The sequence below is a fragment of the Arthrobacter globiformis genome, from assembly GCF_030817195.1.
Classification (GTDB): Bacteria; Actinomycetota; Actinomycetes; order Actinomycetales; family Micrococcaceae; genus Arthrobacter; species Arthrobacter globiformis_D.
Map to the genome: position 1 here is coordinate 4,399,649 of NZ_JAUSYZ010000001.1, position 26,516 is coordinate 4,426,164.

At 64.6% G+C, this 26,516-nt stretch carries 18 protein-coding genes and 1 pseudogene; 6 read left to right on the forward strand and 13 right to left on the reverse strand.

All coding sequences use genetic code 11. The features are described from left to right. Window positions 1-22: 22 nt before the first annotated feature. Window positions 23-361, forward strand: coding sequence for a DUF1801 domain-containing protein (locus tag QF036_RS20080; RefSeq protein WP_307104707.1), 339 nt, complete (start codon window positions 23-25; stop codon window positions 359-361). Window positions 362-446: 85 nt separating this feature from the next. On the opposite strand, the gene QF036_RS20085 is transcribed toward QF036_RS20080, so the two are convergent. Further along, window positions 447-1,271, reverse strand: coding sequence for a sulfurtransferase (locus QF036_RS20085; RefSeq protein WP_307104709.1), 825 nt, complete (start codon window positions 1,269-1,271; stop codon window positions 447-449). Window positions 1,272-1,522: 251 nt separating this feature from the next. Here QF036_RS20085 and QF036_RS20090 point away from each other — a divergent pair, with 251 nt between their 5' ends. Together QF036_RS20090 and QF036_RS20095 are read left to right on the forward strand one after the other, a co-directional pair. After that, the gene (locus QF036_RS20090; RefSeq protein ID WP_307104710.1) at window positions 1,523-2,995 is read left to right on the forward strand and encodes an FG-GAP repeat domain-containing protein; all 1,473 of its coding nucleotides are present in this window, start codon (window positions 1,523-1,525) and stop codon (window positions 2,993-2,995) included. A 276-nt stretch (window positions 2,996-3,271) separates the two neighbouring features. Continuing rightward, entirely contained in the window at window positions 3,272-3,985 is a 714-nt protein-coding gene (locus QF036_RS20095) for a hypothetical protein (RefSeq protein WP_307104712.1), read from the forward strand. A 68-nt stretch (window positions 3,986-4,053) separates the two neighbouring features. On the opposite strand, the gene QF036_RS20100 is transcribed toward QF036_RS20095, so the two are convergent. Next, window positions 4,054-5,541 (reverse strand): NCS1 family nucleobase:cation symporter-1, encoded by a 1,488-nt coding sequence (locus QF036_RS20100; RefSeq protein ID WP_307104714.1) that lies wholly within the window; start codon window positions 5,539-5,541, stop codon window positions 4,054-4,056. 244 nt (window positions 5,542-5,785) lie between these two features. Next, complete coding sequence (locus QF036_RS20105) at window positions 5,786-6,265, reverse strand: hypothetical protein (RefSeq protein ID WP_307104716.1); 480 nt, start codon at window positions 6,263-6,265, stop codon at window positions 5,786-5,788. 455 nt (window positions 6,266-6,720) lie between these two features. Between QF036_RS20105 and QF036_RS20110 the strand changes: the two genes are divergently transcribed. Further along, entirely contained in the window at window positions 6,721-7,137 is a 417-nt protein-coding gene (locus QF036_RS20110; protein ID WP_307104717.1) for a GNAT family N-acetyltransferase, read from the forward strand. 1,512 nt (window positions 7,138-8,649) lie between these two features. Here QF036_RS20110 and QF036_RS20115 read toward each other — a convergent pair. Both QF036_RS20115 and QF036_RS20120 read right to left on the reverse strand, forming a co-directional pair. Continuing rightward, the gene (locus QF036_RS20115) at window positions 8,650-10,842 is read right to left on the reverse strand and encodes a S8 family serine peptidase (protein WP_307104719.1); all 2,193 of its coding nucleotides are present in this window, start codon (window positions 10,840-10,842) and stop codon (window positions 8,650-8,652) included. 284 nt (window positions 10,843-11,126) lie between these two features. Then, entirely contained in the window at window positions 11,127-13,328 is a 2,202-nt protein-coding gene (locus tag QF036_RS20120; protein WP_307104721.1) for a S8 family serine peptidase, read from the reverse strand. Window positions 13,329-13,743: 415 nt separating this feature from the next. On the opposite strand from QF036_RS20120, the gene QF036_RS20125 reads away from it, so the two are divergent. Next, window positions 13,744-14,865: a YncE family protein gene (locus QF036_RS20125; RefSeq protein ID WP_307104723.1), complete on the forward strand. Its 1,122-nt coding sequence runs from the start codon at window positions 13,744-13,746 to the stop codon at window positions 14,863-14,865. Here QF036_RS20125 and QF036_RS20130 read toward each other — a convergent pair. The 7 genes and pseudogenes from QF036_RS20130 to QF036_RS20160 all read right to left on the reverse strand — a co-directional run bounded on the left by QF036_RS20130 (window position 14,837) and on the right by QF036_RS20160 (window position 25,103). Beyond that, window positions 14,837-15,979, reverse strand: a complete 1,143-nt coding sequence (locus tag QF036_RS20130; RefSeq protein ID WP_307106019.1) for an acyltransferase family protein — start codon at window positions 15,977-15,979, stop codon at window positions 14,837-14,839. The genes QF036_RS20125 and QF036_RS20130 overlap by 29 nt on opposite strands. Before the next feature lie 643 nt (window positions 15,980-16,622). Beyond that, complete coding sequence (locus tag QF036_RS20135) at window positions 16,623-16,904, reverse strand: hypothetical protein (RefSeq protein WP_307104726.1); 282 nt, start codon at window positions 16,902-16,904, stop codon at window positions 16,623-16,625. A 618-nt stretch (window positions 16,905-17,522) separates the two neighbouring features. Beyond that, on the reverse strand, window positions 17,523-18,764 hold the full coding sequence (locus QF036_RS20140; protein WP_307106021.1) for a MinD/ParA family ATP-binding protein: 1,242 nt from the start codon (window positions 18,762-18,764) through the stop codon (window positions 17,523-17,525). Window positions 18,765-19,343: 579 nt separating this feature from the next. Next, window positions 19,344-20,159, reverse strand: coding sequence for an MBL fold metallo-hydrolase (locus QF036_RS20145; protein ID WP_307104728.1), 816 nt, complete (start codon window positions 20,157-20,159; stop codon window positions 19,344-19,346). 143 nt (window positions 20,160-20,302) lie between these two features. Then, window positions 20,303-22,195 (reverse strand): glutamine--fructose-6-phosphate transaminase (isomerizing), encoded by a 1,893-nt coding sequence (glmS, locus tag QF036_RS20150; RefSeq protein ID WP_307104730.1) that lies wholly within the window; start codon window positions 22,193-22,195, stop codon window positions 20,303-20,305. 374 nt (window positions 22,196-22,569) lie between these two features. Next, window positions 22,570-24,102: a dihydrolipoamide acetyltransferase family protein gene (locus tag QF036_RS20155; RefSeq protein WP_307104732.1), complete on the reverse strand. Its 1,533-nt coding sequence runs from the start codon at window positions 24,100-24,102 to the stop codon at window positions 22,570-22,572. A gap of 4 nt (window positions 24,103-24,106) precedes the next feature. Beyond that, a pseudogene (locus QF036_RS20160) lies at window positions 24,107-25,103 on the reverse strand (alpha-ketoacid dehydrogenase subunit beta). On the opposite strand from QF036_RS20160, the gene QF036_RS20165 reads away from it, so the two are divergent. After that, window positions 25,078-25,236 (forward strand): hypothetical protein, encoded by a 159-nt coding sequence (locus QF036_RS20165; protein ID WP_307106076.1) that lies wholly within the window; start codon window positions 25,078-25,080, stop codon window positions 25,234-25,236. The pseudogene QF036_RS20160 and the gene QF036_RS20165 sit on opposite strands and share 26 nt — an antisense overlap. Here QF036_RS20165 and QF036_RS20170 read toward each other — a convergent pair. Continuing rightward, a complete protein-coding gene (locus tag QF036_RS20170) occupies window positions 25,217-26,473 on the reverse strand; it encodes a thiamine pyrophosphate-dependent dehydrogenase E1 component subunit alpha (protein ID WP_307104735.1) in 1,257 nt (418 codons plus the stop codon). The two genes, QF036_RS20165 and QF036_RS20170, sit on opposite strands and share 20 nt — an antisense overlap. Window positions 26,474-26,516: the final 43 nt, after the last annotated feature.

A 26,516-nucleotide genomic window follows, 5' to 3' on the forward strand; every position in this document is an offset into this window, starting at 1 on the left:
ATTTGAAGGAGGCCTGAACACGATGTTCACGAAGAAGGGTGACGCAGCCGTTCTCAGCAAGCTCAGCGAAGCCCCCGCACAGTACCGTGAGATAGCGGAACGCCTGCATCGCATCATCCGGGAGAGCGCGCCCTCGTTGGAGCCGATCGTCCGCTGGGGACTCCCGTTCTACGTGAAGGACGGCAAGGACATCTGCTACATCAAACCGGATAAGGACTTCATCGCATTCGGCTTTGGCGAAGTTGTGAACCCCGCACGCGAGGAGGACGCCCACATGCACCCGGTCGCGTGGACCATCACCTCGCTGGATGCTGCGACGGAGGCCAGGATTCGCGCGCTCGTCGAGAAAGCGGTTGCCTGACACGGTCCCGTGCCACACAGTGGGTGCCTGCCGTGGTCAGGCCAGCAGCTGCCCTACTCACCGCCTCAAGCAGCACCGGGAAACGTCAGGCAGTCGCTACCGGCAGGTCGACGGCGTGCGCGTACTGTGACCAGCCGCCCACGAACAGCCTGCCGCGGCCCAGTCCCAGATGCTCAAGCACCAGCAGGTTGTGGCAGGCAGTCACGCCGGAGCCGCAGTAGCTCACCGTCCGGTCCGCAGATTCGATGCCCGCCCGCTGGAAGTTCCCCAGCAGCTGGGCCTCGGACAGCAGCTGGCCGGCCGGATCAAGGTTCTTGCGGCACGGGACATTCACCGCCCCGGGAATGTGGCCGGGCCGAGGATCGACCGGATCGTGCTGGCCACGGTACCGGTCACGGTTGCGGGCGTCGACCACCTGAAACGTTCGGCTGGTGGCGTCAGTGATGTCCGCCAGCAGATGCTCCGGCCAGGGCCGCTCCGTGAAGGTGGAGCGGACCGGGGCCGCGGCTTCCGTTTCCAGCGGGCCCGTAAAGGATGCGATGCCACCGTCCAGGACTGCCGCGTGATGGCCGGTGGCCCTGAGCATCCACACCAGGCGGGCGGCGATGACGCCGCCGGCATCGTCGTACGCCACCACCACGTCCGAGTCCCCAATGCCACACTCCCGCATGCCTTCGGCAAACACCGCGGGATCCGTCAGCGGGTTCCGTCCCGCGTCCTGCGACGCCGGCCCGGACAGCCAGCGGTCGAGGTCCACGAACACTGCACCGGGCAGGTGGCCCCGTTCGTAGGCGTCCCGGCCGGAGGCGCCGTCGAGGTACCAGCGTGTGTCCGCCAGCACGATCCGCCGCCGCTGCCCGGCACACCAGGCGAGATCGACGAACGGCGGGATCAGGCGGTTCTCTTCCATGAGCACAGCTTAGGTCGCCATCTTGTATTTCGAGACCGCAGTTTCAGCATATGGACAGCGGTGCCGGCGATGCGAGTACCCAATCCAAGTAATTGGAGGGGTGGGGCGAAAAACTTGCGTAGCCACCACGGTTGTCCGGCCTCCCGTCCTCCGGGTAGTTTGCCCTGTACTGGTCGTCGAGATGTGGCCACTGTCGCCGAACAGCTCTATCAGCCTGAACCACGAGTTCAGTCACATCGGAGCGCGGAAAAATGAAAAAGTTCTTACAGTATGGGGTTGTGGGCGGTACCTCGGTATCCCTGATATGGGCGCTGGCGGCGGGGGCCGTCCCGGCCCAGGCGGCGACATGCCAGCCAGGAACCCCCGCCCCGGCCAGCACCTATCCGGGAACAGCGGTGATGGCCAATAATTTCGAATCCGGGAGCCTGGACGGGTTCACATCCTCCACCGCAGGCACCGGAAGCGCGGAAATCTCCTCGGACCAGGCCCACTCGGGGACCTGCGCCGCACACCTGCATGTCACTGCCGACCCGGGCTCGCTCGCCAACCTCACCACGCCTCTGCCGGCGGGGACGGCGACGGCCTATGCCGACGGCTGGTTTAACATCACCCAGGCCGGGGCGCTGGGCAATGATGTCCCGTACCTCCGGTTCTTCTCCGGCAGCATCCGGGTTGCTGATGTCTACCGGTACAACAACAACGGAGAGCTCTGGCTCCGCGTCACCGCACCTGACGGGACCTCTGCCTTTACCCGCCTGCTCGGCTCAAGCATCCCGCTCGGCGAGTGGCACCACGTGGCCATGCGGGCGACGGCGAATGGCACCGCGTCAACGGTGGACGTGCGGTTTGACGGCACACTGGTGTACTCCAGCAGCCAGGTCGCCACGGGAGCCACCACGCTGGACACGGTCCAGCTCGGCGCGGAACACAACCGCCAAATGGGCGACAGCTACATTGACGACGTCGTCATTAATGCCGCCCCTCGCGCCGCCACTCCGTCCATCCGCAGTGCTGCGGACGTCGTGGCGGTGGGTCCTGACGGCACGCTGTGGAACTACCCGGCAAGCGGCCAGGGGACGCTCCAGGCCCGGCAGAAGATCGGCGTCGGCTGGTCCGGGCTGGCCAAAGGATTCGTGGCGGACTGGAACAGCGACGGCACGTTCGATGTCATCGCTCAGTGGAAGGACGGCCGGCTAAGCTTCTACCCCGGAAGGCCCACCGGCGGATTCGCACCGGCCCGGGCCATCGGCACCGGCTGGAGCAGCTACCACATCACGGTCGGCCGCTGGCGTAAAACCGACCAGCACCCGGGCATCCTCGCCTACGACGCCGCCGGGACCCTCTGGTACTACGGCAACAGCGCCGGAACATCGCTGGCACCCCGCATCAAGACCGGGACTGGCTGGGGAGGCCTGTACCTCACCATGACCGACTTCGACCAGGACGGGGCGCAGGACCTCCTGGCCAAACGCAGCGACGGCCGGCTCGTGCTCTTCCGCTCCACCGGTAACGGCGGCTTCGTTCCGGAATCCAGGCGCGCGGTGGGCAGCGGGTGGAACAGCATCAACAGCATCACGAGCGTGAACGGATTCACCACGGGAAGCTCAGGCCTCATGACCCGGCTCACGGACGGCCGCCTCGCCCACTACCCCTTCAGCAGGGGCATCTGGGGCGCGCGGACCGTCGCCGGCGCTGGCTGGAGCAGCTACAACATCCTGCGGTAGAACCGGCAAGGGCCCTGGAGACTCTCCTCCAGGGCCTTCAGCATCCTGCGGTAACAACCGACAAGGGCGCTCCATAAGTTGGCCTGTCTATGTCTGCCAATGTAACGTTTTAGTCACCGGTTGGCCCACACCCTCGTCGGAACATCCCGAATTCCGTTTCGCATGGTAGATGCCAAAGGGGCGGTGTCCTTTCCCTGCCTCATGCCGGTGCCCAGTTTGGGCAGGACTTTTCGCATCGACCTGCCCGTTCCGCACCCCGAAGAGGATTTAGTTCTCATGCGCAGGAAATATCTGCTGTCCGCCGCCATGCTCTCGGTACTGCTTGCCACGTCGGCATGCGGGGCGGGGTCCCCCGCCCCAGTCGCATCCTCACAACCCGCACGCCCCATAGGCTCCGGCACCGGGGATGGCTCCGGCACCGGGGATGGCTCCACCGGCCGGCCGGAAATCGGGATATCCCAGTGGAACGCGGCCGAGTCCGCCAGGAAAGCAAAGACCAAGCCGGCCGCAGCAGCCAAAGCTGAGTCAGCCGCAAAAACCCCGGCCGCAGCAGCCAAAACAGAGGCAGCTGCAAAGACCAAGCCAGCCACAGCGGCCAAGGCAAAGTCAGCCGAAAAGGCCGCGGCAGCCGCCAAGGCTACGGCAGCCAACGCGGCGGCAGCGGAAAAAGCAGCAGCCGCCGCAGCTGAGAAAAAAGCCGCAGCCAAGAACAAGGCGGCAGCCAAGAAGAAAGCGGCCGCAGCAAAAACACGGCCGGCAGCAGGCGCCCCGAAACGGCCCGCGCCGGTGCATGGTGCTCCCAAGACGGCACCTTCGCCCGTCCGCCAAGGGTCCGCGGACCAAATTGTCGGCTCTGCTTGCGGGGCGGCTGACACCTTGTTTGACACTCTGAAGGGATCAGTGACGGTGAGCGATCCTGCACTGCCTGGCACCGGCGTCGGAACCGGCACGGACGCTGGCACGATGGGCGAATTCCGCTGTCTTGATTGACACCTGGATCGGCGGCCAGACCCTCGACGCCGAGAGCCGAAGCCTGCCGGCCCTCCTAGGCGCGGGAGTCAGAGCTTCCGCCCCGGCCGGACCTGTATCGAGGCATCTGGTTCGAGTTCCGCCTCGGTTGCGGCCCTGACCGAGGCGGCAAGTGTCGTGTCATTGCGCGAGATCATGTAGTGCACCGCGGCCGCGAGGATTGCTCCGATGAACCAGGAGAAGGCCGAGAGGGCACCAAAGAGCGGGACGAGCGCCACCACCACTGCAGGCGCGGCCGAGACGACGAACGAAATGTCGGCTTTGCGGTTCCAGCCGCCGGTGTAGGTGTAATAGCCCTGCTCAATGAAGAGGTCATGCACCAGCACATGCTGCCTGCGGAGCACGTAGTAGTCGGTCATGATGATTCCGAATAGCGGGCCGAGCAACGCACCGAGCCCGCCGAGGAAGAGGTTGATCACCACCGGACTGTTGAACAGGTTCCAGGGTGTAATCACCAGGGCGATCATTGCGGCGATAAGGCCGCCGCGCCTGAAGTCGATCCGTGAGGGCCAGACGTTCGCCAGGTCGTAGGCCGGTGAGACGAAGTTGGCGACGACGTTGATTCCCAGCGTCGCAACGGCGAAGGTGACTGCGCCGAGCAGGAGGGCCCAGATGCTGTCGATTCGCCCCACGATCTCGACCGGGTCGTAGATGTGCTCCCCGTAGACCTTGAATGTTCCGGCAGTGACGACGACGGAGACCACCGAGAAGGCAATGAAGTTCACCGGCAGCCCCCACAGATTTGCCGTGCGCACCGCCTTCCGGGATGGAGCGAAGCGGGAGAAGTCGCAGAAGTTAAGCATCAGGGTGGAGAAGTAGGTCACAGTCAGCGCGACGGCGGCAAAGAAGGCATGCGCGGTGCCCCACTGCGCAATTCCTCCCGGCAGGTCTAGGGACACGTTCCAGCCGGCGTTGATCAGGATGTAGATGACCAGGAGGCCCATCACTGCCCAGACCGCCGGGCCGGCCCAGTCCTGGAATCTCCTGATCGTCTCCATGCCGTTGCGAAGCAGCAGAAGCTGAAGCGACCACATTAACAGGAAGGCAAGCCAGCCGAGGGTGGATTCACCGAGGAAGTTGTTTTCCGTCAGCCCGCGCAATTCGGGCCAGACCTTCAGGGCGATGATGATGACGGCGCGGGAAGCCAGCCAGGTCTGGATGCCGTACCAGGCGATGGCCACCAGTGCACGGATCAGGGCCGGCAGGTTAGCCCCGAATGTTCCAAACGAGATCCGCGCGAGCACCGGGTAAGGGACTCCGGTCTTCTGCCCTGCATAGCCGGAGAAGTTCATCAGAAAATAGACAAGAATGATCCCCACAACCAATGCAAGGAAAACCTGCCAGGCGCCGAGACCCAATGCGAAGAGGCCGGCGGCGAAGGTGTATCCGCCGAGCGAGTGGATGTCGGACATCCACATCGCGAACAGCGAATAGAAACCCCACGTGCGATTCTCGGCCGGCGCGAGGTCGTCGTTGTACAGGCGGGCACTGGCACCCGGGGGAATTGTGTGAGACACCGAATCCTCACTTCCCAACTTCTACATTCTGAAATCAATAATCTGAATGTTCCGCTGAAGGGCATCTGTCAGTGCTAATCTACTCCCTTTTCATTTCCGTGGGCCGGCGAGCCATCCGGCCAACACGTGAGGGCCGCAACTGTACGTTCGCGCTGCGTGGTGGGGCTTGAGTTGTGGAGTTGGTCGCTCCGTGGCGGCGTTTTTTGGTCGCTCCGTGTCGCAATAGTGTCCGTAAGGCGAGCACCTATTCCCAATACATCGCAGCCGCACGTGAGCAGAGGCGCATCTCATGACCGCCGACACAAAACGCCGAGGCTAGTCGACGCACCGGATCGCGTCGCAGACGTTTACGGCTGGGCGTGACGCTCCAACGCGTCCAGAGTCGTCTCGGGCGATGTGTTGAAGCAGAAGGTGATTCCGGGCGATTCCGCATTGCACACGTTGATGATCCGTCGAAGAGCTCGGTGTACTCCGGGATCATCCTGATGCCGCCCCCGATCATCACGAGGCCGAAACGATCACGACCGAACGCCGAGCGAATCTCTGCTTCGGCCTCGTCCGGGGAGGTGCCGATCAGGCAGTTGACGGCGTCGAAGCCGGCGGCCGTAGTGGCCCCGAACCCCGCTTCGATCCGTTCGGTCATCATGGCCTCGTCGAGGCCAGGAGGCAGCTTGCTATAGTCGAGGGCTCGCGCGTGGATGCCGATCATGAGGATTCGAGTCATGGGCCTCATTGTGGCATGCACGCCTCACCAACGAATTAGCCAAACCGCACCACCAATCAGGCGGGCCCGCTGGATCCTTGCTCGACCCGCCCCGCCCCAGATGAGCTGGTCCTGTAGTGCAGAGGACTCCTGACGTTCCCTGCAGACGACTTCGGAAAATGACATCGGTGGGCCGGCCCCAAGCTGCGAACCGCCCGTTAGACGGTGGCTCTGTGCGGCCGTGCTCATCGAGGTCTAGCGTCATAGGGAAAACCTTAGAGCAGAGGACAGACATGGACTTGGAAGCCGGGGAAGGATTCGACCAGACCGCCGTGCGCGTGGTGCCAGCGACTGCTGAGCAGTGGCCACGACTGGGGCACGTCTTCGGAGCCCGAGAGAAGGACCCAAACTCATGCTGGTGCCAACGATTTCTTCGGCACGAGGAGGCAGACAATCGGAGCGCGCTAGGACGTGAAGTGCAGGAAGCCGAGGTCCCGATCGGGTTGGTGGCCTACCTCGACGACGACGTCGTCGGCTGGACGCGGGTGGTACCGCGTTCGACGTTGCCGGGAGTCACCGAGAACCGCGCACTCGCCAGGATCCTTGACGACGATCCCGACGCGTGGTGGGTGTCCTGCTTCGTCGTGCGCCGCGAATACCGAGGGAAGGGCATCGGAACTGTGCTGCTCGACGCCGCGGTGGACTGGGCAGCGCAGCATGGTGCCTCCATACTCGAAGGCCACCCCATTGACACCAGCGGTCTCGCCGGCGCCCCGTCGCCATCTGCCCTCTTCACTGGAACACTCGCCATGTTCCAGCGAGCCGGGTTCGGCGAGATCGGGCGCACCTACCCAACCCGACCAGTGATGAGACAGAAGCTCCTGCACCGTTAGCCGGACGCTCAGCGGGCACGGAATGGCGTGAAACCAATCGCATGGACGCCTGAGCTGAGATGCCCCGGAAGCGGATCCTTCACCGCACGCTTGTAAGGCGGTCTCTCTTGTAAGTAGGTCTCTATAGTGGGGCGCGCCCGCCTGCCGCTTGGGCGTCCTACAAGGTAGGTCCCGAGCCAACTGCAACGGGCGGCCTAGATCAGAGCGCCCAAGGCGACTTGACGAGATTTCAGTGCGTGGCTATATTTTTTCTCGCAAGAAAAAGTGAACGGAAGTTCCCCCGCTCAAAGTAGCTGCAGTTGCCTGTTTGGGGGGAAGTACCGTTGCAGCAGTATCTGGTCGTCGACAGCTTGAGACGGCCAGTGCAGTACCAGCAGTACCGGGCCGTCAAGCAGTAGGAGACGGACACAGCAGTACCAGCAGTATCTGGTCGTCGACAGCTTGAGACGGCCAGTGCAGTACCAGCAGTACCGGGCCGTCAAGCAGTAGGAGACGGACACAGCAGTACCAGCAGTATCTGGTCGTCGACAGCTTGAGACGGCCAGTGCAGTACCAGCAGTACCGGGCCGTCAAGCAGTAGGAGACGGACACAGCAGTACCAGCAGTACCTGGTCGTCGACAGCTTGAGACGGCCAGTGCAGTACCAGCAGTACCTGGTCGTCAAGCAGTAGGAGACGGACACAGCAGTACCAGCAGTATCTGGTCGTCGACAGCTTGAGACGGCCAGTGCAGTACCAGCAGTACCGGGCCGTCAAGCAGTAGGAGACGGACACAGCAGTACCAGCAGTACCTGGTCGTCGACAGCTTGAGACGGCCAGTGCAACACCCGTAACATGGGGCGGGCAAGTTGAGAGCATCCTTATGCACTCCTTGCCCGCCCCGACCCTTCGGGTGCAAAGAAGTTACACTCTCGGTCAAAATACCCTGGCACACATCTCCAGTAACCAAGAGTTTCGGAGATTACCCCGAATGACGCGAGGTGCACCCGTTAGCCGATCCCTTAGCGTGCTTCCGAACAGCCTCGAGCATCGACACCTGGCGTCACGCAGACTTGAACCGCGAGGCTACCGACTCACGCGTCCTCGCCACATCAACCTCGCCGGCTGTCTGCTCTATAAGCACTTTGGCTAACCGTTTCGGCCAGAGCACATGAACGCGTATTTGAGTGGTTTGCCCTGCTTGCGGGGCATAAAGACCGGGAATCCTTCTTCTCTGGAACCGGCACTTCCAGTCTGCGACGGCGCATACGCCCCTCGCTTCCGTGCTACCACTGCTCCCGCCACTGTCGGGCGGCAAGCCGCTGTTGAGCTGATCGGGCGCGTGAGTACGTTGTGCCAGTCTGGTGTTGCGCTCAGCGAGCGACTTTCTACCGGCGGTCAAGAGCGCTTGCCGGCCAGCAGGGCGACATTTAGCGCCGTAAAAAGACCGCCATTTACCGCCAACATTCACAGGCTTGAGTGTACGTTCGAGCTGGACAGCGGGCTTAAGTGTTCGTTCGCGCTCGGTGGAGGGTTATCCCCAGCCGGATCCTGCACCCGTCCGGCCGGAGAATCCGCCAAGTCCGTTGCCGTTGTAGAGCCAGAGGGAGCCGTTGGTGTCCACGGCCAGGACGTCCGTTTTGGCGTCGCCGCTGTAATCGCCGCGGCCGGTGATGGCGGTCATCGAGTTCCAGCCGGCGCCCACCTGGACCTTGGCGCCGAAGCCGCCGCGGCCGTTGCCCGGGTAGCGCCACAGGACGCCGGCGGCGTCGCGCGCCAGCAGATCCGCCTTGCCGTCGCCGGTCAGGTCACCGGGGCCTACGACGGCGGTCATGGAGTTCCAGCCGGAGCCGACCTGGGTCCGGGCGAGCCAGCCGCCGCGGCCGTTGCCGGGGTACAGCCAGAGGGCGCCGGTGGTGTCGCGGGCCAGGACGTCGGCTTTGCCGTCGCCGTTGATGTCGCCTGCACCGGCAATGGCGGTGAAGCCGTTCCAGCCCGAGCCAACCTTCACGCGGGCCAGCCAGGCGCCGCTGCCGTTGCCGGGGTACAGCCACAGGGCGCCGGTGGCGTCGCGGGCCAGAACGTCCACGCGCCTGTCGCCGTTGAAGTCGCCGGGGGCAACGAGGGAGGTGAAGCCGTTCCAGCCCGAGCCCACCTGCTTGCGGGCCAGCCAGCCGCCGCGGCCGTTGCCCGGGTAGAGCCACAGGAAGCCGGAGTTCTCCCGGGCCAGGACGTCGGCCTTGCCGTCGCCGTTGAAGTCGCCTGCGGCGAGGACAGTGTTGAAGTGCAGCACAGCGCTTGCCGCGTCCAGCCGGCCGGCGCCGCAGCCCTGCGGGCAGCCGCCGGTCACGGGACGTGCGGTGCGCTTAAGGCGCGCTTCGACGGCGGCCGGCGTCGCCGTCGGACCCATCTGGGCCATGAGCAGCGCAGCTGCACCGGACACATGCGGTGCAGCGAAGGAGGTGCCCTCGGACCAGTAATAGTTTGTGCCAGGAGTCTCTGTTGCCGTTGTATCGCCGTCGTTCTCAGTCGAGAGGATGCCGTTCGTGACGCCGCTGTTTGAATCATCGGGAGAGGTGGGCGTCATGTCGCCGCCGGGCGCGGTGATGTCAACGCCGGGACCGAAGTTGGAGTACGGTGCCAAGGCGCCGGTGCGGCCGCTGGCAGCGACGCTGATGACGTTGCGGCAGTTGGCCGGAGTGGAGTCGGAAGCCTGCGCCATTTCGTTGCCGGCCGCCGCCACGACAATCGATCCCCTGGCCGTCGCGGTGTCGATCGCGTCTTGAAATGTCTGAGGGCAGGCCTCCGTGCCGCCAAGGCTCAGGTTGATGACGCGGGCAGGATTGAGGTTTAGCGGAGCGTCGGTAACCGGCGCGCCGGAAGCCCACAAGATCGCATCGGCGATGTCCGACACCTGTCCACCGCACGGTCCGAGCACGCGGACGGGGAGGATCTTCGCTTGGGGAGCTACGCCGGCGATGCCTATTCCGTTGCCTGTGGCTGCGGCAATGATGCCGGCCACGTGGGTGCCATGCCAGGAGGAGAAAGGTACTCCCGGTGTTCCGTCGCCGCACTGGTTATCGGTGGACCAGTCACCCGGGTCCGTGGCGTTGGCGTCGCGGCCGTCTTGGTCGCCCGATTCAGCTGGGTCAGCGATCATGTCATAGCCGTCCAGCACGTTCTGGTTCAGGTCAACGTGGCTGGTTATGCCGGTATCGATGACCGCCAGCACCTGGCCGGCGCCCTCGGTGACGTCCCAGGCGCGGGTCGCCCCGATGCCGCCCGTATTCAGGGACAAACTCCACTGGTCGTTGAATGCCGGATCATTTGGACTGGCCACTTTGGCCTGCAGTTTAAAGTCCGGCTCCGCATAGGCGACGGCGGGGTCCGCGCGCAGTGAAGCGAGCAGCTTCTCGGCGTCGCCGTCGCCCAGTTCCTTGCTGGTGCGCACCACACGGGCACCGCCGGCGGTGGCGCGCAGGTCCCGGGCGGTGGCGCCGAGCTTGGCGGCCGCGCGGCTGAAGGACTGCGCGCGAAGCGCGGAGCCGGCCCGGGCCGGGTCCTTGAACTTCACGATGAACTGGTCAGTCGGAGGGGTGGCCACCGATGCACGGCGCGGGACGGACGGAAACGATTGGGCTGGCGTCGGGGTTATCGGGTCATCATTGGCCGAGGCGGCGGGCGCGATTGATGCCGAGGCCACCAGCGCTACGATACCTGCGGACATGAAGAAAGCAGAGAAGCCTTTTCGGCGCATAATCGACATCGAGACCATCCTGTGCGGCGCCCCTCAGCCGCTGGTGCCGGGACGCAATTTGTGAGGCGCGGCCCCCGCCGCAATTCAGTAACGAGTCTAACCCTCGGGTGTGACAGGCGCCCCTCTTGGCAACTGAAGATTAAGGCCCAACCGCCACATGGGCGGCAGCTACATAACGATGTCGTCGTCAATGCTCGCGGTCCTTCAGCTCCGCCCGTTGCGGCCACAACTGTTCGTTCGCGCTCGGTGGCGGGTTATCCCCAGCCGGATCCCGCGGCGGTCCGGCCGGAGAATCCGCCCACCCCGTTGCCCTGGTAGAGCCAGAGGGAGCCGTTGGTGTCCACGGCCAGGACGTCGGTCCTGGCGTCGCCGCTGTAGTCGCCGCGGCCGGTGATGGTGGTCATCGAGTTCCAGCCGGAGCCCACCTGGACCTTGGCGCCGAAGCCGCCGCGGCCGTTGCCGGAAAAGCGCCACAGGACGCCGGCGCCGTCCCGGGCCAGAACGTCTGCCTTGCGGTCGCCGTTCAGGTCGCCAGGGCCCACGACGGCGGTCAGGCCGTTCCACCCCGAGCCCGCCTTGGTCCGGGCGAGCCAGCCGCCGCGGCCATTGCCGGGGTAGAGCCAGAGGGCGCCGGTGGTGTCGCGGGCCAGGACGTCCGCTTTCCCGTCGCCGTTGAAGTCGCCGGGGCCCACCAGCGCGGTGAACGCGTTCCAGCCCGAGCCCACCTTCACGCGCGCCAGCCAGCCGCCGCTGCCGTTGCCCGGGTACAGCCACATGGCGCCGGAGGCGTCGCGGGCCAGGACGTCCACACGGCGGTCGCCGTTGAAGTCGCCGGGGGCCACGAGCGAGGTGAAGCCGTTCCAGCCGGACCCCACCTGCCTGCGGGCCAGCCAGCCGCCCCGGCCGTTGCCCGGGTACAGCCACAGGAAACCGGAGTTCTCCCGGGCCAGGACATCGCCCTTGCCGTCACCGTTGAAGTCGCCCCCGGCGAGGACCGTGCTGAAGTGCAGCACGGCGCTTGCCGCGTCCAGCCGGCCGGCGCCGCAGCCCTGCGGGCAGCCGCCGGTCATGGGCCGTGCGGTGCGCTTAAGGCGGACTTCGACGGCGGCTGGTGTCGCCGTCGGGCCCATCTGGGCCATGAGCAGCGCAGCTGCGGCAGACACGTGCGGTGCCGCGGCGGACGTGCCTTCGGCGAAAGCGTAGTCCTCCGTACCAAGGGTCTGGGAACCAAAGTTATGGGTGGAGATAATGCCGTTCGGGATGCCGCTGCGCGGATCATCGGGGGCCGTGGGCGTCATGTCGCCGCCGGGCGCGGTGATGTCGACGCCGGAACCGAAGTTGGAGTAAGGCGCCAAGGCGCCGGTGCGGCCGCTAGCGGCAACGGCTATGACGTTCCGGCAGTTGGCCGGGCTGGACGTGGAGGCCTGTGCCCTCTCGTTGCCGGCTGCCGCGACCACGACCGAACCCCTGGCGGTGGCGGTATCGATGGCGGTCTGGAACGTCTGCGAACAGGCTTCCGTGCCACCGAGGCTCATGTTGATCACGCGCGCGCGGTTCGGGTTGGCCGGCACTCCCGTCACGGGGGCTCCGGAGGCCCAGACGATGGCGTCGGCGATGTCGGACAGCCGTCCGCCGCAGGGACCCAGCACGCGGACGGGCAGGATCTTGGCCTTCGGAGCGATGCCGGCGATGCCTTCGTTGTTGTTGATGGCGGCGGCGATGATGCCGGCCACGTGCGTGCCGTGCCACGATGAAGCTACTTCGGGGGAGCCTGCGGCGCACTGCCCGGCGGTGGACCAGTCGCCCTCGTCCGTGGCATCGGAGTCGCGGCCGCCGCCGTCGCGGGCGTCGCTGGCATCGGCGATCATGTCGTAGCCGGGGAGCATGTTCGCGTCCAGGTCAACGTGGTCCGTCTTGCCGGTGTCGATGACGGCCACCACCTGGCCGGCGCCCTGCGTGACGTCCCAGGCGCGGGTGGCCCGGATGCCGCCGGTTTCCGCTGACAGGTTCCACTGGAAGGGGAAGATCTGGTCGTTCGGGTCCGCGAACTTGGCCTGCAGCTTCACGTCCGGCTCGGCGTAGGCGACGGCGGGATCGGCGCGCAGGGAAGCGAGCATCTTCTCGGCGTCGCCGTCTCCCAGTTCCTTGCTGGTGCGGACCACGCGGGCTCCGCCGGCGGTGGCGCGCAGGTCCTGTGCCGTGGCGCCGAGCTTGGCGGTCGCGCGGCTGAAGGACTGGGCGCGGAGCGCGGTGCCGGCCCGAGCCGGGTCCTTGAACTTCACGATGAACTGGTCAGTGGGCGGGGTGACCACAGACGGCCGGCGCGGGACGGACGGCAGGTGGGGGTCGCCGTCGGCCGCCGACGCGGCAGGCACTATGAGGGCCGATGCCACCAGGCCGGCGATGCCTGCGGACATGATGGCAGCAGAGAAACGAGTTCGGCGCATAATCGACATCGAGACCATCCTGTACGGCGCCCCTCGCTGGTGCCGGGACGCAGTTATAAAGCGCGGCCCCCGCCGCGCTAAGGATTCTTGCCCGGGTTAGCCCAGGCACCATATCTTCTGGCTTGGTACGCGCGGAAACGAGTTTCGTCGTTTATTCGCCAGCTGGCCCTTCCCGCGGAGACCGGAACCGCAGCCATGGAAACTGGTAGCCACGTAGCCAGAGGCTAGGGCGGCATCACGAACGAATATGGGTCTTCCATGGGCAAACGCTAGCGGCGGCACCTTGGGGATACCTTGAACACCTATCCCCCGCGTGGGAGGCCCGGATCCATGGAGCGGCAAAAATGTCGTCCGCTGCTCTGGCTCTGCAGGGCCCGGAGCGGGACGCTTTGAGGTAAGCGGGACGACGAGCATTGGGGCAGTCATGACGCCTACGGACGCACACGGAAACCTTCGGACCGGAACACGTCGGCGCCACCGCGGCAAACAGATTTCATTGCACTCCGCCTTCCTCGTTGTCTTGGCTGCCCTGCTGTTGCTGGCGCCATCCGCCGTCGCCGGCCCGCCGCCTGCATCGGCGGCTGCAGCGCCCGTGGCGGCCGCTACCCCGAAGGTCCTGGCGACCTTTCCCCTGGGCAAGGCTCTGTCGAATGCCGTCGTCAGTCCCGACGGCAGACGCCTTTACGTGACGGACGTCCTGGCCTTCGACTTCCTGACGCATATGTACAGCGGCGGAGTGCATGTGGTGGACACGGCGTCCAGGCGCGTCCTGGCCTCCATCAACGTAGGGAACGGACCGTGCGACATCATCCTCAACCGGGCCGGAACCCTGGCCTACGTCCTGAACTGTATGGGTAACACCATTTCCGTCGTTGATCTCCGCTCGAGGTCCGTGGTCCGGACCCTGGACGTCCCCTCGGGGCCGTCGCAGATGGTTCTGAACGCGGCGGAAACCGTCCTCTACGTGGCCACGAATGGTATGACAGTGGGGCTTGTCATCCTGGATGTGAAAACAGGACGGATCATCGCCAACATTCCGGCGGGCTGGGACCCCGAGACGGTGTCGGTCAACGCGGCGGAAACCACCGCGTACACGGTCAACGTGGCGGACGGGCAGTTGACGGTCATCGACCTCCGGGCCCGGCGGGTGCAGTCCGTCATTGATGTGGGCCAGTTCGCCTATGGCGTGACCGTCAACCCGGCGGGGACGCGAGCCTACATCAACGGCTTCGATTCCGTCATTGTGGTCAATCTTTCCACGCAGAAAGTCGTGGCCCAGATACCTTTGACGGCCATTGTCGCGGGCCGGGTGCACCTGAACCGGGCGGGCACGCTGGGCTTCTCGATTGCCGGGCATGACGGCAAGGCGCCCGCCGGCGGCATCCTCCACGTCATTGACCTGGCTTCGAACACCGTAGTGGGGACCGCACCCGTCTGTTTCCTCGGAAATCCGATGGCCTTTGAACCTTCCGGGCAAAGGGCGTACATCCCCTGCGGTAACACGCTGGGAGGAACGGTCAACTTCGTGCAGATGCCCCAGAAGTAGCCGGCTCGGCCTGCGGTTCGACGAAGGTTGGCGTCTCCTCGGGCTGGTGCGTATCGGCCACGGGGCCGCCTCGGGAGCTCTTGTTCCGCAGCCGCGCCTCGATGGGACGCTCGAAGAAGGTGTAGGCGGCGCCAGCGAGCGGGATGGAGATGGCAATTCCGACGACGGCGAACGCGGCCCGCTGGGCAAGGCCCTCGGGGCCGAGTTCCAGGGCCGTGCGGAGTACGAGTTCGTGGACCAGGTAGAGGGCGAAGGACCATTCGCCCAGTTTGACCATTGCAGGGGAACTGGCGAAGGTGGGGCGGCCTCCGCAGCGGTCACGGTCCGCATAGGCCGCAATCAGCAGGGCGTAGCCGGGAATGCAGAGCGCGCCCGCCAGCGGCCCCGCCGTATGCCAGGGCGCGATGCCGTCGACGATCTCGAGGATAAGGAACGAACCGATGGCCGCGGCCGCTCCGACACCGATGCCGAACCTGGGCTTCCAGCCTTTCCGCATGGCGATGGCCAGGCACACGCCCACGATGAACTCGGCAATCCTGAAGGCGGGGAACGTGTAGAACAGGGCTCCCCAGTCGAAGCCGGGGACGAGCGCGAGCAGGACGGCAATGAGGGACACCGCGGCAACGAAGACCGTGGCGCCGACGCGGAAGAGCTTCCCCGGGTCGAGGCGTGCAAGCCGTAGCGCCAGGAACGGGAACACCGTGTAGAAGAACGCTTCGCAGGAGAGCGACCAGGACACCCCGTTGTAGGCGTAGACCCACTGCTGGTCGCCGAGCCAGCCCTGGACGAGGAGAAGTGAGGCGAGGAGCCTGGGCAGGGACTGGTCACCCTGGGTGGCGAGGGCAAGGACGACGGCGGCCAGCGCAGTGAGCGCGTGCAGCGGCCAGATCCGGGCGAACCGGCGCCAGTAGAACTGGCGTTTGGTCGTGTTTGGGTTCATGGACCAGGCGAGCACGAACCCGGACAGCAGGAAGAAGAAGGTCACGCCGGTCTGTCCCATGGACACGAGCGGGTACATCTCGGGCACCAGCGTCACTGAAGCGTGGTACAGAACCACGAGTATGGCGGCTATGAACCGCAGTCCTGTCAGTGAATCCAGCCGGGCGCGTGAAATTGTTCTTTCTCCCTCGGTGAGACGGCGGTGAGCGGTCCAGTCTACCCATGAAAAAGGGCATTATCACAAAAAGGTAACGGGCCGCTTTGGCCCTGTGGGGCTTCGAGTGGGAGATTTGAGTACGCAGTACGCGAAGCATCAGAACCGAGTCCGGCGGCTGAGGCTGGGTACCCATCTCGTCTCAGTATCGGGAAAGAAAATGTCACTGATGACATGGGGCAGCGCCAAAATCAGCAGTCGCTCCGAAGGTGGACAGGACCACGCTGAGGCCGTACGAAGAAGGCTGACCCTTGCTGGGGGCGCACGGTTCTACTACTGACCCCCAGGAACCCGTCCACGAGCGGCAGCCGCAGGCTCCGGCTTCCATTCCGACTGCCGGTTAAGACCACCCGTTATGGGTTTCGCATCAGCAACTACGACCCGGTCAACCAAAAGGCAGGGCCAGGGGTAACGGTCAAGGGGCTGGCGTTCGGGCTGCCAAGAGTTCATGCCCCGCTCGCCATCCAAGGTGCTGCCACGGAGAGCACTGCTCGCGAGGCTGGTGTGTTCTTCCGATTTCCGGACAACTCACTATGAGTGAACGGCATCGAGGCTCCCCCGACCGTTTCGGCTAAACCGGGAGCTTCCACTTCCCCGCCCCTGATCATAGAGTGTCGGCAACGACGGGGTCTGGCGTCGCTGGCGTACCGTGAATCCCGTAAGTGATCTTGAGGGCTGCAAGAGTTTCTACTATCGCCGTCCAGTTGAAAGCAACGCCGAGGTTCAACTCCTGAGCCAGCACAGCGTACGGCTGGGTGCTCACGGCCAGAGGAAGCTTTGAGTGCCGCAGCAACGTCCCGGCCATGATCGCTACCAGCTGAAACCTGGTTCCGATCATCAGTCCCCCCGCACCATCGGGGTAGCTGCCGTCGTTGTACAAGTACACCGGGCTGCCGCTGCTTCCGCCAAAGACAGACCCATCGACTAGGAATACGGGACCCCATCGACTAGGAATACGGGACGGCCGCCAAAATTCAGGGCCATTGGCGTAGCCGTAATGCCTCGGCGAATGATCGGAGTGTGGTGCAATGGACTGCGTCATCAGGGTGTCCGACAAACGGCAGTTGCTGCGGGTCAAAGTGATGTCATGTCGCAGACCGAGGGCCGCTTGCCATCCTCAGTGCTGACACGAAGTGCACTGTAACCCGATCCGCGCCGGAGACCACGTGCTTGTTTGTAACCAGAACCGGTATCAAGAAGTCGTCCGCACCAGGGCCTACATCCATCAGGAAGCCTGTGCCGGATTCGTCGCCAGTCGGCTTATGCGCTGTGATGCGCACGGTAGTGAATAGCAGCTGCTTACTGATCGTGTTGACGTCCAAGGGACCCCCGGTCTGGTGAGAAAGACGCTGCGTGAAGATGTAGTGGAAGTAGGAGCCAGCGTTCGCAACTCGCTAGCTAGGCTTAGGGCTCCGTTTGACCGGCTAAGTGCCCTTGCAACGAGCCTTGTAGCTCGGTCCATGGTGCAAGAGGCAACGCTCTGCGCAGTTCCTGAATCCCGCTCTTACCGGTACCCGTCCACAATTGCAGCAGCAATCTCCTTGTACGCACGACGCGTCTCAGGCTTCAGGTGGTCCAGCGTCACCAGGTCACCATCCGCAACTCCCCTGTCGTGAGGCACGGCGATCAGTTCGCGGCACATCCCGGCGAGATGCTCCTCGATCGCGTCCTTGTCCACACGATTGGACACCTCGTCCTTATCTGTGATCACCACAATCGCGTTGCGTGCAAGCTCTTCGTAGCCGTGCCCGGCAAGCCACTGGAGCGTACTACGCGCACGCTTGGCACCGCTCACCGCGTAGCCTGCAGCGATGATTAGGTTGTCCGCCGACTGCAGGATGCCGCTCATCGCATTGTGCGTCACGCCGGTGCCGCAGTCCGTCAATGCTACGGAGTAGTAGCTGGAGATGAGCTTCCGGATCCGCAGGTATTCCTCTGCGGTCAGCGAGTCGGACACTTCGGGGTCCTGCTCGCCGGCAATCAGATGCAAGCGGCCGGAGTGGTGCATGTAGCGCGACAACTCCGTGAGCGAGTTGACTGAGTCGATATTCCTGAGCAGGTCCGTGATGGTCCGCGGGGTGGCCTTCTGGTAGATACCCTCTCCGAGGGCGCGCTCCACGAGGTCCCCGGAGTCCGGATTAGCATCGATGGCACACGGCGGGTCCCCCCGGAACTCAGCCAACGTAAGACCGACACCAACAGTGGTGGAGGTCTTGCCAATGCCGCCCTTCAGGCTGAGCACGGCCGTGTTGAAGCTGCCCTGCAGCTGGCGCGAGATCCGGCGCACCAGCTCGTCCTCCTCGCGTTCCAGCGCGCTCGGACCGAGATTCCAGGCGCCGCCAGTGGCCCGATACAGGAAGCCGCGGAAGCCCTTCTTCGGGCGGGGCTTCTGCTCGCGGACAAACGACGTTGGCATTGCGGTCGCATCCGCTGCATGCGCCTCAGGTTGCGGGATGCTTTCCGGAACACGGGACGGCGGCGCTCCCGCCGGCTGGGGGTCCGGCGTCGGCGGCGTGGCCGCATCGGGTGGCGAGTCGGATAGAGCGTCCGCGGCCGCGGCTGCTTCAGCCCAAGAAGAGCTACGGATGGGAAGGGGCGGCGCGGTGGGCTCAGGTGTCACGGCGGGAAAGGTTCCTGTCCAGGCGTCGGAGCCGTCGGCATTGCGACGACGGAAGCGGCGGCGCAGCTCGGGCTGCGCCTCGTCGGTATCGGCCTCGGCTAATCGGTTATCCGCTGGTTCAGGCATGATTCGGTCCCCCGGGACTCGCAGCGGCGTCCCGCTGCGGTGGTCGATGGCTTGGTTCAAGCATTCATTCTAGGTGCTAGCAACTGCCCGAACGGTCAGCGCCCCGCCAACACGCCTCGAGGTGCCGGGATTCGGCATGCGTCAACTGCGCGTCAGTGCTGCTGACACAACGGCGATGGTGGCCACAAGGAGGATGCCAAGAACCTCATAACTCCACCACTGGACCGGCTGCCGTGCGAATTGATGTCGATGCAGGCCTCCGGATGGCAGGAAAAGAGGATCGAAGCCACCGTAGGCAGCAGGATGTTGCTGACGGCATCTCGGCCCATCAGGGAAACAGCCGGCGCGGTGACGATAAATCTCAGGAGGAGCCACTACCCCGGCTGCCCGGCCGTCAAAGCGGCGGGCCCGAACGGGGCAGAGAGCCGGCCGACGGAACGTATCTCGCGGACAACAGCCCGCCCAGCCGGCCTCTGGCCTGTCCTTCCGTCGCCAGCATGATCACGGGAGGGACTCTCGCAGGAGCGGCAGTTATCAGGAGCCACCCTGGCGGACTTACCCACTAAACTGGCTACCCGCTCAGTGCTGTTGGCGGGTCTCCTGCAGCCGCTTGATGAACCACCGTGACTGCTCCGGCCCGTAAGGCAGCACGGGTATGGCCTTGGTGGCATCTGCCGGCGTGTCTCGGATGGACTGGCGGGCCTGCCGGACGGCCGTGGTCATAGTGTCCGCCATAGTTTTGACGAACCGGTCGTTGCAGGGCTCGCCGTGCCCGGGGACCAGGAACTCGTAGCGGTGCCGGAGCGCTGAGAGGTGCCGCAGGGCGTCAGCCCATTCTTCCGGGTAGGAGTCCTCGAACGAGGGGTGCGAGCCCTGCTCCACAAGGTCGCCGGCGAATAGGGTCGTGCTGGTTCCCACCAGGAGGTCGCCGTCGGTGTGCCCACGGCCAAGGTAGAACAGTGTGGCGGTCTGCCCTCCGAGGTCAACGAGTACGGGCTGGTCGCGGACAATCGCGTTGGGGACGACTAGTTCCACGTTCTCGCCCGTGCCGGCAGCCATCTCGGGTTCGAGGTCCGTGACTTCGCTGCGCTGGGCGTCGCCGTTTTCACCAATCTCCTCGGCGCAGTTCTCATGCGCCCAGAACTCCTCGACGCCGGCATCAGCAAAGACGGCATTCCCGAAGAAGTGGTCGTAGTGCGCGTGGGTGTTGACCACGACGAGGGGCAGAGACGTCTTCTCACGGACGGCGTCCAGGATGTGCTTGCCCTGTCGGGGCCCGCATCCGGTGTCGATTATCATGGCACGGTGGGTCCCCACAATAAGGCCAGTGTTGAGATTCGAACCTTCGGTCACCAGCACATAGTTGTCTGTGCCGACGTCGAGCCATCGTGACATTTCTTCTCCGTACGTCTGGGGAGCATCTGCGGTCTGCTGGCCTCGATTTTACCCAGCCAGCTAGAAAGTACCCGGGAACCAATTAGCCTATGCCCACAAAAAATTCCGTGCTGCACGGAATCATTCGCGGCCCCACCATGGGCTTACTCTACTGTGACGCTCTTGGCCAGGTTGCGCGGCTGGTCCACGTCGTAGCCCTTGGCTCCAGCCAGTTCGGCAGCAAAAATCTGCAGCGGAACCGTGGTGAGCAGCGGCATCAGCAGCGTCGGGGTTTCCGGGACATAGAAGACGTGCTCCGCGTAATCCCGGACCGCTTCGTCGCCTTCCTCGGCGATCACCAGGGTGCGGGCACCGCGGGCCCGGATCTCCTGGATGTTGGACACCACCTTGGAGTGCAGCGAGTCGCGGCCGCGCGGGGACGGGACCACCACGAACACCGGCTGGCCCTCGTCGATCAGCGCGATCGGGCCGTGCTTGAGCTCACCGGCGGCGAAGCCCTCGGCGTGGATGTACGCGATTTCCTTCAGCTTCAAAGCGCCCTCGAGGGCAACCGGAAAGCCAACGTGACGGCCCAGGAACAGCACGGACTTCTCGTCCTTCATGCTGCGTGCAAGCTCACGCAAGGGGCCCGCGTTGTCCAGGATCTTCTGAATCTTGGCCGGGATCTTGCCCAGGTCCGCGAGGACGTCCTTGATCTGGCCGGAGAAGATGTTCCCGCGCAGCTGCGCCAGGTACAGTCCCAGCAGGTACGCCGCGGTGATCTGGGCCAGGAACGCCTTGGTGGAGGCCACCGCGATCTCCGGGCCGGCGTGCGTGTACAGCACCGCGTCGGATTCCCGCGGAATCGTGGAGCCGTTGGTGTTGCAGATCGACACCGTCTTGGCGCCCTGCTCGCGGGCGTACCGTACTGCCATCAGCGTATCCATCGTCTCGCCGGACTGGCTGATCGAGACCACCAGGGTGTTCTCGTCCACGATCGGGTCCCGGTAACGGAACTCGTGCGCGAGCTCCACCTCGGTGGGGATCCGGCACCAGTTCTCAATCGCGTACTTGGCCACCAGGCCCGCGTACGCTGCAGTGCCGCAGGCCAGCACGATGATCTTGTTGACCTTCTTCAGCAGCTCCGGATCAATCCGCAGCTCATCCAGGGTCAGCCTCCCGTTCAGGTCCGAACGCCCCAGCAGGGTCTGCGCCACGGCGTCGGGCTGGTCATGGATTTCCTTCTCCATGAAGGAGCTGAAGCCACCCTTTTCCGCCGAGGCGGGGTCCCAGTCCACGTGGTATTCCTTGCCCTGCGCCGGGGCACCGAAGAAGTCCGTGATCTCCACCGTGTCAGCGGTGATCGTCACGATCTGGTCCTGGCCCAGCTCCACCGCACGGCGGGTGTAGTCAATGAACCCGGACACGTCCGAGCCCAGGAAGTTCTCACCCTCACCCAGACCCACCACCAGCGGGGAGTTCCGGCGGGCCGCGACCACCACGTCAGGCTGGTCAGCGTGCACCGCGAGCAGCGTGAACGCGCCCTCCAGCCGCTGGCAGGCCAGCTCCATCGCCCGGGTCAGGCCGCCGTCCGAGACGTCCCCGCCCAGCTTGTTCCGGAAAATGTCACCCAGCAGCGCCGCGGCCACCTCGGTGTCCGTCTCCGACGCGAAGACAACACCCTTGGCCAGCAGCTCCTGCTTCAGCTCAGCAAAGTTTTCAATGATGCCGTTGTGGATCACCGCGAGCTTCCCGCCATCAGATAGATGCGGGTGCGCGTTCTGATCCGTTGGGCCACCATGCGTGGCCCACCGCGTGTGCCCGATACCGGTCAGCGACTCCGGCAACGGCCGCTCCTCCAGCTCGGCCAGCAGGTTGCTCAGCTTTCCGGACTTCTTCCGCGAGGAAATCTCCCCGTCAGCCACCACGGCAACACCGGCCGAGTCATAGCCCCGGTACTCCAGGCGGCGCAAACCCTCAAGAACAACATCCAACGCGCCGTGCCCGGCATCAGCCCGGCCCGACGAACGGCCAACATAACCCACGATTCCACACATGGGCCATACGCTACAGGGAGAACTGACTTTTCATCATTTCGTAACAGTTAGGACAAGCTTCGAATTGCTGACTTTCAGTTCACATTTGCGGCACTTCTTAGGTGCCTTGGTTCCATGAACTCAGCCGCTACTCCTGCTTCCCTGCTTCGAACTACATTCGCCTGACACTGCTGGCAGACACCTACAAACTGGTGGGGGCAGTCCAAGGGACCATCCCCTTCCCCGCGAGGCAACGATACTTTCACTCGGCCTGTATATCGCCGTGAGCGTAGATAATCAATTCGAGTTGGCGATTGACAAATTCCGCCGCGGGGAAACTATATAGATCCACGTCGCATCGGCAGGGAAGTTCTCGTGGGCTGATGGTTGTGAGACTACAGATCAGCCAAGACGGAGCCCGGGGTCTCGATTGCATCTGCGACGCACCGCAGGAATCCAGCCGCGGTGCCGCCGTCACAGACCCTGTGGTCAAAGGTCAGCGTCAATTCCATGACTTTGCGGACGGCGAGTTCACCCCCGATTACCCAGGGCTTATCTAGGATCCGGCCTACGCCCAGTATCGCCGCCTCCGGGTAGTTGATGATTGCTGCTGAACCGTCCACCCCGAACACGCCATAGTTGTTCAGCGTGAAGGTTCCGCTGCCCAGTTCAGCCGGCGTTGCTTTGCCGTCACGAGCGATGTCTGTGAGTCGCTTGATCTCTGAGTCCAGTTCGCGGGCAGTGGATCTGTCCGCATTGCGAATGGAAGGGACCACGAGGCCTCGATCCGTTTGCGCTGCGAATCCGAGGTTGACCCCGTCGAATGACAGAATCTCCTGCGATTCGCCACCGGATGTGTCCTCCGCGGTTACGAAGCGGGTGTTCAGCTCGGGGTATTTCTTCAAACCCGCTATTACAAAGCGCGCGATGAATGCGAGAAGTCCTGGCGTGTTGTGCGGGTCGGACTTCTTGAGCCCTGCGCGCAGCTCAACCAGAGCGGTTGCGTCAACATCTACCCAGACTGTGGCTTCCGGAATTTCCGAGCGGCTGCGGGCCATGTTGGTGGCTACCGCCTTGCGGACACCGCGGACAGGTGTGCGGGTGGTGATTCCGAGGCCGGTACGAGGGTCGATTGCATATTTTGTTCCGACAGGCTCAACCAGCGACCGGGGCTCGGTTTCAGCAGGTTTAGTCTCGACAGGCTCAATCGCCGGCTTAGTGATAGCCGCTTCAACGTCGCGGCGCATAATCAGGCCGCTGTCTCCCGAACCGTGCACCTGTCCGAGGTCGACGCCATGCTCTTTCGCCATCCGCCGCACGAGCGGCGAGATTACGGCACCCAGTTTGCCGGGGACCCGAGTGCGCTGGAGAAGGAGATCATCGGCTGAGGTGGTCAGCTTGTCGTCGGCGCCTCTGGTTGCGACAGGCTCAACCTGCGATAGAGTTCGCCGGGGGCGGCTCCGGCGAACGGTGGCAGCGCCGCCCGGGGTTCCATAACCGATGAGGACGTTGCCCGAACCTGCCTTTTCTTCCGCGCGGTAGCTTTCGGCTGCCGCGGTTTCTGCGGTTTTGCTTGCGGCCCGGGTTTCGACAGACTCAACCACCGGTGCTTGATTTTCGACGGACTCGGTCTCGACAGATTCAACCAACGGGACTTTGCTTTCGGTCGGGTCGACCACTGAACTTGCAGGTGTCACCGAGATCAAGGGCTTTCCGACATCGAGGGTTTGCCCAGGTTCACCGTGCAGCTCAGCGACGGTACCCGCGTACGGGGAGGGGACCTCCACCACGGACTTCGCCGTTTCCACTTCGGCAATCGGCTGGTCTACTCGGATCTCGTCGCCCACTGCCACGAGCCAGTTCACGAGTTCGGCTTCGGTGAGGCCCTCGCCGAGGTCCGGCAGGAGGAATACTTTGGTTACGCTCATCTGATCAGTCTTCCCACTGGAGGTCGTCAACGGCGTCGAGGATGCGGTCCACGCCGGGCAGGTAATAGTGCTCGAGTTTCGGCGCCGGGTACGGAACGTCGAATCCGGTGACACGGCGGATCGGTGCCGCCAGATGGTGAAAACAGCGTTCCTGGACCCGAGCCACGATCTCCGACGACACCGACGCGAAGCCGTGCGCCTCGGCGATCACCACGGCACGGCCGGTCTTCCGGACGGAGACGGCGACGGTTTCGTCGTCGAACGGCACGATGGTTCGGATGTCGATGACCTCCAGCGAGCGGGCCCTCCTCGGCAGCTGCGGCGGCTGCGGCGAGGGCCGTTGGGACGGAAGGACCATAAGCGATCAGTGTTGCGTCCGTCCCGGAGCGGGCGACGGCGGCGCAACCCTCAGTCGACGTTCCGCGGTCGGTCTTCGCTTCATGGTCCCGACGGAGTCTTTCCAGATCCACCAGGTCCCTGGACCAGTAGAGCTTCTTGGGTTCCATGAACATCACGGGGTCATCCGATTCGATAGCCTCGCGGAGCATGAGGTAAGCATCCGCCACCGTGGCCGGCGTGTAGACCTTCAGCCCGGCTGTATGGGCGTAGTAGGACTCGGAGGAATCGCAGTGGTGCTCCACTCCCCCAATGCCGCCGGCATAGGGAATGCGGATGACCATGGGCAGTTTCACTCGGCCCTTGGTGCGGTTATGCATCTTGGCCACGTGGCTGACGATTTGCTCGAAGGCAGGGTAGGCGAAGGCGTCGAACTGCATCTCGATGACCGGCCGCATGCCGTTGATGGCCATGCCCACCGCCATGCCGACGATCCCGGACTCGGCCAGGGGCGTGTCGAAGCAGCGCTGCTCACCGAAGGTGGCCATCAGCCCATCAGTGATGCGGAAGACCCCGCCCAGCTTGCCGACGTCCTCGCCGAACACTAGGACAGCCTCGTCTGCCTGCATCGCGTGCGCCATGGCCGTGTTCAGTGCCTTGGCCATGGTGACGGGTTGCGGGCCCGCTGCCTCGGCAGTGGCCGCGGCCGAGGCGGCTGCCCGGGCTGTGGCGGAGCTGACGTTGCCGTTCGCCTCGGACGACGTGGTGATGGTGGGGCTCATTCGGAGGCCTCCGTAGTGGATGGAGCGCCGGCGGCGTCGCGGGCGAGTTCGTCGGCGAGCAGGGCCGACTGTTCGTTGAGTTGCGGTGTCGGCGCGGAGAAGACGTACTTGAACAGGTCCTGCGGATCGACGGGGACATCCTCGCCGAGGCCGCTACGGAGCTGCGTGGCAACCGCTTCCGCCTTGTCCGCGATCCGGGCTTCACCGTCGTCGTCCAGCAGTCCCCTACCGGAGAGGTACGTCCTCATCCGGGTGAGTGGATCCCGGGCCAGCCATTGGGCCACCTCGCTGTCCTGCCGGTAACGGGTGGCGTCGTCGGCGTTGGTGTGGGCCTGCATGCGGTAGGTGTGCGCCTCCACCAGCAGCGGGCCAGAGCGTTCGCGGGCGAGCTTGACGGCACGGTCCAGGACGGCGAGGAGCGCGACGACGTCGTTGCCGTCCACCCGTTCGCCGGCCATGCCATAACCCACGGCCTTGTGCGCCAGCGATGGAGCGACGGACTGATGCGCCAGGGGCACGGAGATGGCGTACTGGTTATTCTGCACGAAGAAGACGACGGGAAGGTGGAAAACGGCGGCGAAGTTGAGGGCCTCGTGGAAGTCACCCTCGCTGGTGGCACCGTCGCCGCACATGGCCAGGACCACGGTGTCCTCCCCGCGGAGCTTGGCGGCACGGGCGACGCCGACGGCGTGAAGCAGCTGGGTGGTGAGCGGCGTGCACTGGATACCAACCTTGTGCTCCAGCGGATCGTAGCCGCCGTGCCAGTCGCCGCGGAAGATGGTCATGGCCTGGACGGGGTCCACGCCGCGGGCCATGACTGCCACCGCATCACGGTACGTGGGAAACATCCAGTCGCCGGCCGCGAGGCACAGGGCGGCCGCCACCTGGCAGGCCTCCTGCCCGTGGCTTGAAGGGTAGACCGCCATGCGGCCCTGCCTCACCAGGGCCGAGTTTTGGTCATTGACCCGGCGCCCGATAACGAGTTGCTCGTAGGCGGCCAGGAGTTCCTCGTCGCCGGGCAGCGGATACTCGTGGCCCGGCTCGGCGCCCTGTTCGGAATGGTGCTGGAGATTGCCGTCCTGGTCCACCATTTGAATCTGATGGCGAGCGGGCAGCATGTAGTCCTCGGCGGTGATGCCGAACTTGCGCACGGCCTCGGCGGCTGCGTCGGGCAGGTACGTGTCCTCGGCCTGTTCAGGTCCGGGGTCAACCTGCGTCGTGCCGGGGCCAGGGTGGTCTGCGGAGATCGTCATTGGTCCGTCCTTCTGTAGCCACTATTCACTTTCAGTATCGTCC